The organism is Bifidobacterium sp. UTCIF-1 (genome assembly GCF_006408915.1).
GTDB classification, from domain to species: domain Bacteria; phylum Actinomycetota; class Actinomycetes; order Actinomycetales; family Bifidobacteriaceae; genus Bifidobacterium; species Bifidobacterium reuteri.
The window spans coordinates 43,634-55,719 of the sequence record NZ_JFAG01000003.1 but is presented as its reverse complement, the minus strand read 5'-3'; the positions used below and the strand labels follow the sequence as shown (position 1 = coordinate 55,719).

Sequence of the window (12,086 nt, the reverse complement as noted above, 5' to 3'; positions counted from 1 at the left end):
GATTCCTGTGCAATCGCACAGTGAGACGGAGAGCTGCAGCGTTACGGCTTGTCGGTTCACGTGAATATCGTTGACCCCATGACTTCCAATACCCTTCGTATGTCTACTCTGTTCCTGCGCACACTGCGCGAAGACCCGGCCGACGCGGACGTCGATTCCGCCAAGCTCCTGCAGCGCGCCGGCTACATCCGCAAGGCCGCCCCCGGCATCTGGACCTGGCTGCCTCTGGGCCTGCGGGTCCTCAACAAGATCGAGGCCATCATCCGTGAGGAGATCAACGGCATCGGCGCCCAGGAGGTGCATTTCCCGGCTTTGCTGCCGCGCGAGCCTTATGAGGCGACCCATCGCTGGGAGGAATACGGCGACAACATCTTCCGTCTGAAGGACCGTCATCAGGCCGACTATCTGCTTGCCCCCACCCATGAGGAAATGTTCACCCTCCTGGTCAAGGACATGTACTCCTCATACAAGGACCTGCCGGTCACGCTGTACCAGATCCAGACCAAGTACCGCGACGAGTTCCGTCCGCGCGCCGGCCTCATCCGTGGCCGCGAGTTCATCATGAAGGACGCCTACTCCTTCACCATCGACGAGGAAGGCATGCGCAAGGCCTACTACGACGAGCGTGGTGCCTACGAGCGCATCTTCCAGCGCCTTGACCTCAAGTACGTGCCGGTGTTCGCCATGTCCGGCCCGATGGGCGGCTCCGCTTCCGAGGAGTTCCTCGCCCCGATGGCCATCGGCGAGGATACCTTCGCCCTGGCGCCTTCCGGCAAGGCGTGGAACGTCGAGGCGCTGCACACGCCGGAATTGCCTGAGATCGATGCGTCCGACACCCCGGCTGCCGAAAAGCGCCCCACTCCGGACGCCAAGACCATCGAGAAGATGATCGAACGCGCCAACGCCGATCATCCGCGCGCCGATGGCCGCGAATGGCAGGCATCCGACATCCTCAAGAACGTGGCGATCACCGTGAAGCACGCTGAGGACGAGGACCACGACGAGCCGTGGCGTGAGGTTGTGGTGGTCGGCGTGCCTGGTGATCGCACCGTGGACATGAAGCGTCTGGAGGCTCAGTTCGCTCCCTCTGAAATCGAGGAGGCCACCGAGGAGGATCTGAAGGCCCATCCGGAACTGGTGATCGGCTACATCGGACCTATGGTGCTCGGCCCGCAGGCCGAGGCCGCCGGTGTCAAGAACCCGGCCCGCTACTTCGTGGACGCCCACGTGGTCAAGGGCTCCGCATGGTTCACCGGTGCCGACGAGGATGAGGTCGATTACTACAACCTCGTCTACGGCCGTGATTTCGAGGCCGACGGCGTGGTCGAGGCCGTGGAGGTCCGTCACGGCGATATGAGCCCTGATGGTTCCGGCCCGTTGAGCTTCGAGCGTGGCGTGGAGATCGGCCAGGTGTTCCAGCTGGGACTCAAGTACTCCAAGGCTCTTGATCTGAAGGTCCTTGACCAGAACGGCAAGGCAGTGCCGGTGTGGATGGGATGCTACGGCATAGGTGTCTCCCGCGTGCTCGCCTGCATCGCCGAAACGCATCACGATGAGGCTGGCTTGGCATGGCCGTCCGTGATCGCCCCCGCCCAAGTGCATGTGGTGGCCACAGGCAAGGACGACAAGGCCTTCGAAGGCGCCGAGCGCCTGATCGAGGAGCTTGAGGCCAACGGCGTCGAGGTCATCTACGATGACCGCAAGAAGGTCTCCCCGGGCGTGAAGTTCAAGGACGCCGAGCTGATCGGCGTGCCGACCATCGCCGTGGTGGGCCGTGACTTCGTCAACGACGGCACCATCGAGATCCGTGACCGCGACGGCGGGAACAAGGTCGCCGTGCCTGCTGATGAGGCCGTGAAGACGCTGCTCGAGCGGCTGTAAGGCCGCAGGCCCGCGAGGCCGGGTAGAGCCCATGCTGATAGGCCCATACTGAACGGTGTAAAACGCCATCCTGCCGACGCAGGGTGGCGTTTTACATGCTCTGAGGGCGTCGACCAGCAACGATTCTGCCATTGGATTCGGCCGGCCGTTGGATTTCCGCCACAATGGGCGCGAACTTGGCAGAATCGTTGCTGGTCGGGTAGTCGAGTGCCGTCTCGGTGGCAGAATCATTGCTGGTCGGGTTGTCGAGTGTCGTCCCGGAGGCAGAATCGTTGCGGATATCCCCTCGGATGTGCATGACGGTGGATAGCCGAAAGTTATCCACAGCACCTCCAACCCGGTCATAGTATCCACATTTGCCGGCCGGGCTTGCACGGGTGGATCATGCTCCTTCACAGTGGAAACTACCGCCTGCTGCCTGCTCGCAATGATGCGAACGACGGTCAGGCGGTCCATGACAACAGCGTCAAGTGAAAGGACTAATCATGGCAAACCAGCAGGCATCTGTTACGATGACAGGATTTGTGGCCAGCGACCTGGTCAAAGGAGGGAATGACAATTTCGTGGTGCTGTCTTTCCGCATGGGAAGCACCCGTAGCCGGTTGAATCCCAATACCCGGCAGTGGGAGGATTTCGGCACGGCGTGGATCACTGTCAAGGCATTCCGTTCCCTGGCCCTCAATGGGTTGCAGTCGATTCGCCGCGGTGATCGGATCATTGTGGTCGGTGTGCTGAATACCGAACAATGGACCAACGAACAGGGTGAGGTACGCAGCCGGACGGTTCTTGAAGCCAGCAATATCGGGCATGATCTGACTTTCGGCACTACGAATCTTGCGAAATCGCAACGGGCGAACGGCAATGGCAATGGCACTGCCGGGGCAGCAGCAGGTTCCGGGGATGCTGCCAGCGGCAATGCGCCCGCTGATGGTGCCGAAGGCCGCGATGCCGGCAGCGGGGTGGCGCTGCCGCAACGTCCGGTGCCGCCGGTCGAATTCGATAATGTCGTTTCCCGGCAGGCGCCGTCCGATTCGGGAACGATGCCTTCCGGTGTGGCGGTCGAACAGCCTCAGACGGCAGTGCAAGAGTCGTATGGCGATGATTTTGCCGATGAGCCGGACATGTAGCCGCGCATGTGAGCGGATATGTGACTGTCGTGATATGCAAAAGGCCTACAGCCGTATGCGTATCACGACTGTAGGCCGAAGCAGGTGTGTTATGAGGTGAGGATTGTTCTGAGGATTATCTGGTGGGTTGCGTCACCAGATACGCACGCGGTCGGCGGGGTCAAACCACATGGCGTCGTCCTTGGTCACGCTGAATGCGTCGTAGAAGAAATCCACGTTGCGGGCGATGCCGTTGGTGCGGAACTCGGCCGGCGAGTGCGGGTCGATCTGCAGGTACTGTTCGGCCAGCTCGTCGCGGTTCTTGGTGCGCCAGATGGAGGCGTAGCTCAGGAAGAAGCGCTGCAGGCCGGTGAAGCCGTCCATGTCGGGCGCGGTATCCAGCAGCGCCTTGATGGCGGCGGGGGAGCCGTCCTCGGCCTTGCCCTCGGCTTTGCCCAGCGCGAATGCATAGGCCTTGAGCGCGATGTTCACACCGCCCAGGTCGCCGATGTTCTCGCCGATGGTCAGCGCGCCGTTGACATGCGGGGCCTTGTCGGGCTCGTCGGCGTACTTCTCCGCCAGCTGCAGCGGTACGAAGCTGTTGTACTGATCGATCAGAGCCTTGGTCCGGGCCTCGAAGTTCCTGCGGTCCTCGTCGGTCCACCAGTTGTTGAGCTTGCCGTCGCCGTCGTACTGCGAGCCCTGGTCGTCGAAGCCGTGTCCGATCTCATGGCCAATCACCGCGCCGATGCCGCCGTAGTTCGCGGCGTCCTCGGCGTCCGGGTCGAAGAACGGGGGCTGGAGGATGGCAGCCGGGAAGACGATCACATTCATCGTCGGCTCATAATAGGCGTTCACGGTCTGCGGATTCATCAGCCACTCGTCCTTGTCGACCGGCTTGCCGACCTTGGCCAGCTGGTATCCGGTCTCGTACAGGGCTGCGGCCTTCATGTTGTCGGCGAGCAGGGCGTCGACGTGCACGTCCAGCGCCGTGTAGTCGCGCCAGTGGTTCGTGTATCCGATCTTCGGCGTGAACTTGGTGAGCTTCTCCAACGCCTTCGCCTTGGTGTCATCGCCCAGCCAATCCGAGTTGGCAATCGAGACGCGGTAGGCGTCGATCAGGTTCGCAACCAGCTGCTCCATGCGGCGCTTCGCGCTTTCCGGGAAGTGGCGGCGTACATATTCGCGGCCCACGTCTTCGCCGCAGATGCCGTTGACAAGGCTCACGCCACGCTTCCAACGGTCGCGCTGCTTCTTCTGGCCGGAGAGCACCTTGCCGAAGAAGTCGAAGTTCGTAGCATCGAATGTGCGGGACAGGTATGCGGCGTTGCCGACGATCAGGTGCACTCGCGCCCACAGCTTGAGGTCGTCCAGGTCGGCGTCGTTCCAGAATGCGTCGAGTCCGGTGAGGAAGCTCGGCTCATGCACGATGACTCGCGCGAACACCGAACGGAAGTCGATGGGCTGTACGGCGGCGGCCGGCGTGGCGTCGTATCCCGCCTGCCAGGCGTCGATCCATGCGTCCATGTCGAAATGGCTCAGCGCTGCCTTGAGATCGGCGTAATCGGTGGGATTGTAGGTCTTCACCGAATCGCGCGTGGCCACGTTGTCCCAATGATTCGCCGCGATACGCGTCTCCACGTCAAGCAGACGTCGGGCCATGTCGAGGGCCGCCTTGCTTGGCGTGACGGCGGAAGTCTGCGTGCTGCCATCTTCGGAATCACTGTCGTCGATGCCGCGCGGCAGCTCGTCGTCCTGATTCGGGTTGTCTTCGGCGGCGGGCGCATAACCGGCGTTCACCAGCTGGATGGCGACCATCGTCACGTAAGCCTCACGCACCGGGGCGTAATGGTCCTCGCGATAGTACGCCTCATCCGGCAGCAGGATGCCGGCCTGTTCGATGTGCGCGATGTTGTATTCCGGCGCGCCGGGGTCGCCGTACACGGCGAGGCCGAACAGGTCCGGGCCGTCGACCGCGCTGAGACGGCCGAGCACGCGAGTCAGCTCGGCCTTGTCGGCGGCGTTGTCGATCGCATCAAGGTCGGCCTTGAGTGGCGTGATGCCGGCCGCCTCGATCGCCTTGGTGTTGAGGAACGAGTGGTACAGTGCGCGCGACTTGGTGGCGGGGCGCTCCGATGCGGACGTGGTGTCCGGATTGGTATTGTCGCCGTCATCCTCGAGGATTTCGCGTACCTGGTTCTCGGCGTCTTCGGCGAGCTTGTCGAAGGAGCCGTAGCGGGAGCGGTCGTCGGGCAGACGGTAGGTGTCGATCCATGGGCCGTTTACGTAGCGGAACAGGTCGTCGGTCGGCTTGATGACGGATGAGAACGATGCCGGGTCGATGCCCGACTTCAATGATGCTTGATTTTGTGCCATGCTCCCAGCCTAATCATCGTGGGGGAGAAGCGCCGGCAATGGACTTGGCCGAGAGCTGATTCGTGTGGTTGCGTGCTGTGGGCGTGGATGGCGGGACGAGGTTTCTTCGGATGTGGATTTGCTGTATGCGTCCGCATGGTTGTAAGGCGCGTAGCTGCTAGACACATAACCATGCAATGCGCAACGTTATGCCCATGGCATGAATTAGACAGTATGCCTAACATAGGTATCGGAATCTGAACTATGGGATGCGAAAGGAGCCATCATGAGCGATCCGAACACTCCGAACGGCGATAACCAGAATCCTCAGCAACCGCAGTATGGCGCATATGACAGCAATCACGGCGGCCAGTATCCGCCGCAGCAAGGTGCGCCGCAGGGGCAGCAGAACAACCAGCAGTATCCGCAGGGCGGCCCGTACCAGCAGCCGTATTACGGCCCGTACGCCACCAATCCGAATGGCAATCCCTACGCCTCCTCCCAGCCGTACGGACAGTACGGTCAGAATGGGCAAGGCCAATACAACCAATACAGTCAGGCAGGCCAGCCGGGTCAGGCCGGTCAGCCCGGTGCCGGTGCCAACGGCAATCCCTTCGGCGCGCAGCCCGGCTGGTACGCCGGCGACTTCAATCCCTTCCGGCTGTTCGAGGAATGGTTGCCGCAGAAGGCCAAGACCACTGTCCGCGTGATCTACGGCGTGGTGGGTGTAGCGGCCATCGCGCTGGGTGTGGCGTTGCTGTTGGTGCCGAACAAGACGCTGGCATTGGCTGCGCTGCTGCTCGGCGTCTATTTTGTGATCTCCGGCGTGGTGCGCATCGTCAGCGCCCTGGTCACCCCGATGCTGCCGGGTGGCTGGAGGGTGCTTGATGTGCTCATCGGCATACTGCTCACGTTCGGTGGCGTGGTCGTGGTGCGCAACTACGGCCTGACCGGTCAGACCCTGGCGCTGCTGATCACGCTGATGGTCGGTTTCGGCTGGATCATGGAAGGCGTGATGGCGCTTGTGGAATCCTGGCGCATCCCACGCTCCGGTTGGGCGGTCGCCTACGCCATCATCTCCATCATCGCCGGTTTCGTGGTGCTTATGAGCCCGCTGAGCTCCACCGTATTCATGGTGATCTTCGGCGGTTGCGCCATGGTGGTCATGGGCGTCACCGCCCTGATTCGCGCATTCACCTTCGGCAAGCCGCGGCAGTAGCGGTGTTTTCCTGACGCGCCGACGGGTCCGCGAAGCGTCCCTGGGGAGTCCATTCCCCGGGGACGCTTTGCGATGTGCGTCCGTATCGGACATGTCTACAGGGTTGTTCGGCAATCCGGGATTCCCGATTCCCGACTCCTGATTCCTGATGATTGGGAATTGCGAATGTGATTACCGGAAAAACGTGGATGGCGTGTGGGCGGACATCGGTAACTGTTGTAATCGCAACGGCTCCTGGCGATTGACGCCGGGGCGGGTTAGTATTGAGAACGACTTTCAGTAAGAAGCCTATAGGTAGAAAGAACCTCATGATCGAATTGAAGACCCCTCGTGAAATCGAGGAGATGAAGCCCGCAGGCCGTTTCGTCGGCGGCATTTTGAAGGAGCTGCAGGAGACCACCAAGGTGGGCACCAACCTGCTTGAGATCGACGAGTTCGTCCACAAGAAGATCGTGGACCGCAAGGGCGCCGAATCCTGCTATGTGGATTATGCGCCGGACTTCGGCACCGGCCCGTTCGCCCACTACATCTGCACGTCCGTCAATGACGCCGTACTGCACGGCATTCCGTACGACTACAGCCTGAAGGACGGCGACCTCGTCTCGCTCGACCTCGCCATCTCCGTGGACGGCTGGGTGGCTGACTCCGCCGTGAGCTTCGTGGTCGGCAACGACCCCGACCCCGAGGATCTGCGGCTCATCAAGTGCACGCAGGAGGCGCTCGCCGCCGCCATCGACGTGGCCAGGCCCGGCAACCGTCTGGGTGACATCTCCAACACCATCGGCGACATCGCACGTGAGTACGGGTACCCGATCAACCTCGAGTTCGGCGGCCACGGCGTGGGCCACATCATGCACGGCGATCCGCATGTGCCCAACGACGGCAAGGCCCACCACGGCTACAAGCTGCGCGACGGCCTGGTCATCGCCATCGAACCGTGGTTCCTCAAGACCACGGACGAGATCTTCCAGGACCCGAAGGACGGCTGGACCCTGCGCTCCGAGGATGGCTCCCGTGGTGCCCATTCCGAGCACACCATCGCCATCACCGAAAACGGCCCGATCATCCTGACCGACCGCACCAACCTGTGACCATTCGGCGGCACTTGGCTTTTGCCAGGTGCCGCCGCGTTGTGAGACAGCAACTTGCGCTGAAACATGCATGCCATATAGTGAGCCATACTTTTGAGCCGAATGGCGAGTTCCATCGGCATCGGCCCGTGCGTAAGGGGAGACAGGTATGGCAACAGCCCAGCTGAATGTGGATGACAGCAAGTACACGCTGCCAGTGGTCAAGGCGACCGCAGGCGCGGATGGCATCGTGGTGTCCAATCTGCGCAACGATGGCTGGGTGACGTTGGATCCCGGATTCCTCACCACTGCGCAATGCGAGTCGAAGATCACCTATATCGACGGGAAGCATTCGATTCTGCGCTATCGCGGATATCCCATCGAGCAATTGTGCAATCAGTCCGACTTCCTCGAGGTCGCATGGCTGCTGAGACATGGCGAGCTGCCCACCAAGGAGCAGTACGAGAAGTTCGTCTCCGCCATCAACCATCGCACGATGGTGGGCGAGGACTTCCGCACGTTCATGGGCTCCTTCCCGCGCACCGCGCACCCGATGAGTGTGCTCGCCTCCGCCATCAACGCGCTGGCCACGTTCTACCCGGACACCACCGACATCACCGACTCCGACCAGCTGGATGAGGCCGCGGTCATCATCATGGCCAAGGTGCGCACGATTGTGTCCTACATCTTCCGCCGCCGCCGCGATGAGCCGATGCTCTATCCGGATTACGCGCGCGGTTATGTGGACGATTTCCTGCGCATGTGCTTCGCCGTGCCGTACGAGCCGTTCGAATCCGATCCGCTGTATGTGCACGCGCTCGGCCGTTTGTTGATCATCCACGCCGACCATGAGCAGAACTGCTCGACGTCCGTGGTGCGCATCGCCGGTTCGGCGCACGCCAATCTATACTCTGCCGTGGCAGCAGGCGTCAACGCGCTGTCCGGGCCGCTGCACGGTGGCGCGAACGAGGCCGTGCTCCGCCAATTGAAGGCCATCCGCGACTCGGGCAAGTCCGTGGCCGAATTCGTCGCCGAAGCCAAGGCGAACGGGCAGAAGATCTCCGGACTGGGACATCGTGTCTATAAGTCCTATGATCCGCGTGCCGCAATCGCCAAGCAGTATCTGGAAAAGATCATGGAGCGCGAGGACACCTCCAAGCTGCCGGCTGACGAACGTGCGTTGTTCGATGTGGCCGTGGAGTTGGAGCGCATCGCGTTGAGCGATGAGTATTTCGTCTCGCGCAACCTGTATCCGAACGTGGACTTCTATACGGGTTTGATCTATCGTGCCATCGGCTTCGACCCGGCCATGTTCACCACGCTGTTCGCGCTTGGGCGCATTCCGGGATGGATCGCCCAATACCGTGAGATGCTCGCCGACCCGAACACCAAGATCGGTCGCCCGCGTCAGGTCTACACCGGTGCCGTGGAACGCGACTACGTGCCGATGGATGAGCGGTAGTGAATGCTTGTTGAAGCTCCCCGTAATGGGGAGTTTTTCGTTTTCAACCGTTGTACAGGCTGTATTTGATTTCTCGAATGCTGTTTATAAAGCAACATAATTAATATACTATGCTAAACATGTCTGTCAAACTTCAGTTTGCACGTCTGTAACGGTATTTATATATAGTGATATTTGAATCAAAGGAGATAAATATCAAATAGGAAAAGGGGTGGGTGATGATTAAAAAAAGAGTAATTGCTTCCGCAATTATTGCTGTATTTCTGGTATTGCCTGTATCTGGTAATGCTACCTCCGAAATAACATATGATTCAAAACAGTATACAGTTTCTGCTCCAATCCCGAATGAAATAAGAAAGAAGCTCGTTAGTCCATCTATAGATTCATACTCACCAATTCCGCAAGATACAAGAATTGTTGTTGATCGTATACGCTCTATTGATGATAATAGACAGATAAATGGAGTTGAATATCTTCCTGATGAAAAAAGCGTCAGGATTTACGCTGCTGGTGATGTGTCATATTATGAATCATTGATAAGAGGCAGCGATTCCAGTATACCGATAGTACTCATTAAATCAGCATATTATCCCAGTGAACTACATGATGCAATTCAGGATATCCTCTATAGGACATCGAATTTTAATGATCATTTAACATCAATTGCTCCGAAGACTGATGGCTCTGGAATCGTTGTTGCTGTCGATGTACCGGATTCTCAATCCGTAGCGTCTATTGATATGCAAGCACAAAGTATTACAAGCATACCAGTAGAGCTGAATTATGCCGAAAAGATGGAGTCTGCTATTCGTGTCGGTGACACGATTCCTTATTCTACTGGCACAATTGATGAGCAGTGATTTGGGAACTGCTTGTACTACCGCGTTCTGGGGTACAAATGCCCATGGTGAGCAGGTTATTACTGCTAATCACTGTGATACCATGCGATCGTGGAAGATGGGCTCATATGACAGTTCTGCTTTATTGGGTGCCGGCAAAGCAAGTAATTATACCGAGTCTGATGTTGACGGAATTAAAATGACAAGTTCTCTTCAAAGGAGTCCCACTATGTATTGGGGGGGGGAATTATTTGGAGAATAATGTGGTGGCTTTACATGGTATTGCAAGAGAGCCGATAGTTGGTGATTATGTTGTATACAATGGTAGTTTTTCTGGAACAGTCGCGAACAATATAGTTACTGCTGTTAATCTCACTATCAATTATGGCAACGGCAAGGTATATGGTGGTTTAGTGAAAACAAAGCAGCAGAATGAGATACCTGCAGCTGGCAATGGAGACAGTGGTGGGCCGGTGGCTATGGTTGATGCTTCTGGTAGGGTTTACGCAGAAGGAATTATTAGCGGAATATATCAAGGGTCGAATTCTTGTACAGGAATTCCGGCAGATGACTACCGTAAATGTAGCTCTATTGTTACGTATGCGCCTTTGCTCCCATACCTAGAGTCTGAGGGAACTGCTGTTTACGTGAGTCAATGACGGCTATTGCGGTTGAGTTGATGAGAGTGTTTCAGCGGGGCACAACCGCGGCCGAGTCGTAAATATGCTTCGTTGGGAATGATTCAGTGGGACAGTATCACTGGTGGACCGTGGTTTTGCTTCATTGGTGAATCGTAGTGGGGTGTTCTGTTGACTGGATCGAGGTTTTGCTCCACTGAGCGTGTTTCAGTGGAGCACAACCTCGAGTGGATCGTGGATACGCTGTGCTGATGAAGAGTAATAGGGGTGTTGTGTCGGCTGGATCGAGGTTTTGCCTCTCTGGATTGGGTTCAGCGGGATATTCTTTCGTCCGGGCCGAGGAACTGCCCCGTTAGGATGCTTTCAAGCGGGGCAGTTCCTCGGTCCAGACGACAGAACGCCTCACTGGAAGACCAGTGAGGCGTTATTGCATACATTGGATGGACGCGGCTGTGCCGCGACGGCTTCATAAGAACTGACGTACTCAGTTCTTATGAAGCTTGGCGTTGAGCTCAATCCCCACCTTCCGGTAGCGGGCCTCGATGCGGCCGCTCACGGAGTTGCGGATGAACAGGATGTTGTCCTTGCCGGACAGGTCGGCGCCCTTGACCACGTCGAGCGGCTCCCCGGCGGCTGCCTTGGCCTTGTCCCAGACGGTGATCTTGGTGCCGGCGGTCACGTAGAGTCCGGCTTCGACGACGCAGTTGTCGCCCAGTGAGATGCCGATGCCGGCGTTGGCGCCGAGCAGGGAATGCTCGCCGATGGAATTGCGCAGCTTGCCGCCGCCGGAGAGGGTGCCCATGATGGAGGCACCGCCGCCGATGTCGGAGCCGTTGCCGACCACGACACCCTGCGAGACGCGGCCTTCGACCATGGAGACGCCGAGCGTGCCGGCGTTGAAGTTCACGAAGCCGGCGTGCATCACCGTGGTGCCTTCGGACAGGTAGGCGCCCAGGCGAACGCGGTCGGCGTCGCCGATGCGCACGCCGGTGGGCACCACATAGTCGATCATGCGCGGGAACTTGTCCACGCCGAACACGTTGACCGTGGCGGCCGGGGCGGCAGCCGGCAATCCGGCCTGTGCGGCGAATGCGAGGGCCGCATCCGTGGCGGCGCGCTCCACGTCGGCCTTGCGCAGGGTGAAGTCCTCCACGGCGAACGGGCCGTAGTTGGTCCAGACGACATTGTTGAGCTGGGCGAAGATGCCGTCGAGGTTCAGCGTGTTCGGCTGCGCCATGCGCATGCTGAGCAGGTGCAGTTTCAGATAGGCGTCGGCAGCGGAGCTGATCGGCTCATCAAGCTCGCTGACCGTGAACACGGGGATGCGGCGGATGCCGCGTGCGTCGGCCGCATCATGGGCCAACGTGCCGAAATCGTGGTTCGGGCGGTCGGCTTCGGACGGCGCCTGACCGAGGGTCAGCTCCGGGTACCAGACATCAAGGGTGTTGCCGGCGGCGTCCACGCTGGCCAGACCCCAACCCCATGCGGTGCGCTCTTCGCTCATGTATGTGCTCCT

Annotated in this window: 10 protein-coding genes; 7 read left to right on the top strand and 3 right to left on the bottom strand. The window is 59.2% G+C overall.

All coding sequences use genetic code 11. The features are described from left to right. The first annotated feature begins 78 nt into the window (after window positions 1-78). Window positions 79-1,881, top strand: a complete 1,803-nt coding sequence (locus BW09_RS02025) for a proline--tRNA ligase (RefSeq protein ID WP_181161749.1) — start codon at window positions 79-81, stop codon at window positions 1,879-1,881. A gap of 91 nt (window positions 1,882-1,972) precedes the next feature. Here the strand turns inward: BW09_RS02025 and BW09_RS02020 are convergent, their stop codons facing one another. Next, entirely contained in the window at window positions 1,973-2,206 is a 234-nt protein-coding gene (locus BW09_RS02020; RefSeq protein ID WP_140462696.1) for a hypothetical protein, read from the bottom strand. Between the two features lie 160 nt (window positions 2,207-2,366). Here BW09_RS02020 and BW09_RS02015 point away from each other — a divergent pair, with 160 nt between their 5' ends. Then, window positions 2,367-3,008 (top strand): single-stranded DNA-binding protein, encoded by a 642-nt coding sequence (locus BW09_RS02015; RefSeq protein ID WP_140462697.1) that lies wholly within the window; start codon window positions 2,367-2,369, stop codon window positions 3,006-3,008. 132 nt (window positions 3,009-3,140) lie between these two features. On the opposite strand, the gene BW09_RS02010 is transcribed toward BW09_RS02015, so the two are convergent. Continuing rightward, window positions 3,141-5,363 (bottom strand): M13 family metallopeptidase, encoded by a 2,223-nt coding sequence (locus BW09_RS02010; RefSeq protein WP_044089706.1) that lies wholly within the window; start codon window positions 5,361-5,363, stop codon window positions 3,141-3,143. 265 nt (window positions 5,364-5,628) lie between these two features. Here BW09_RS02010 and BW09_RS02005 point away from each other — a divergent pair, with 265 nt between their 5' ends. The 5 genes from BW09_RS02005 (at window position 5,629) to BW09_RS01985 (ending at window position 10,591) form a co-directional block, all read left to right on the top strand. Then, on the top strand, window positions 5,629-6,561 hold the full coding sequence (locus BW09_RS02005; protein WP_044089707.1) for an HdeD family acid-resistance protein: 933 nt from the start codon (window positions 5,629-5,631) through the stop codon (window positions 6,559-6,561). Window positions 6,562-6,869: 308 nt separating this feature from the next. After that, the gene (map, locus tag BW09_RS02000; protein ID WP_044089708.1) at window positions 6,870-7,652 is read left to right on the top strand and encodes a type I methionyl aminopeptidase; all 783 of its coding nucleotides are present in this window, start codon (window positions 6,870-6,872) and stop codon (window positions 7,650-7,652) included. Window positions 7,653-7,800: 148 nt separating this feature from the next. Beyond that, window positions 7,801-9,093 (top strand): citrate synthase, encoded by a 1,293-nt coding sequence (locus BW09_RS01995; protein ID WP_044089709.1) that lies wholly within the window; start codon window positions 7,801-7,803, stop codon window positions 9,091-9,093. 218 nt (window positions 9,094-9,311) lie between these two features. After that, window positions 9,312-9,953, top strand: a complete 642-nt coding sequence (locus BW09_RS01990) for a hypothetical protein (RefSeq protein ID WP_140462698.1) — start codon at window positions 9,312-9,314, stop codon at window positions 9,951-9,953. 230 nt (window positions 9,954-10,183) lie between these two features. Next, the gene (locus BW09_RS01985) at window positions 10,184-10,591 is read left to right on the top strand and encodes a hypothetical protein (RefSeq protein WP_140462699.1); all 408 of its coding nucleotides are present in this window, start codon (window positions 10,184-10,186) and stop codon (window positions 10,589-10,591) included. Window positions 10,592-11,054: 463 nt separating this feature from the next. Here the strand turns inward: BW09_RS01985 and dapD are convergent, their stop codons facing one another. Then, entirely contained in the window at window positions 11,055-12,074 is a 1,020-nt protein-coding gene (dapD, locus tag BW09_RS01980; protein ID WP_044089710.1) for a 2,3,4,5-tetrahydropyridine-2,6-dicarboxylate N-succinyltransferase, read from the bottom strand. Between the last annotated feature and the right edge of the window lie 12 nt (window positions 12,075-12,086).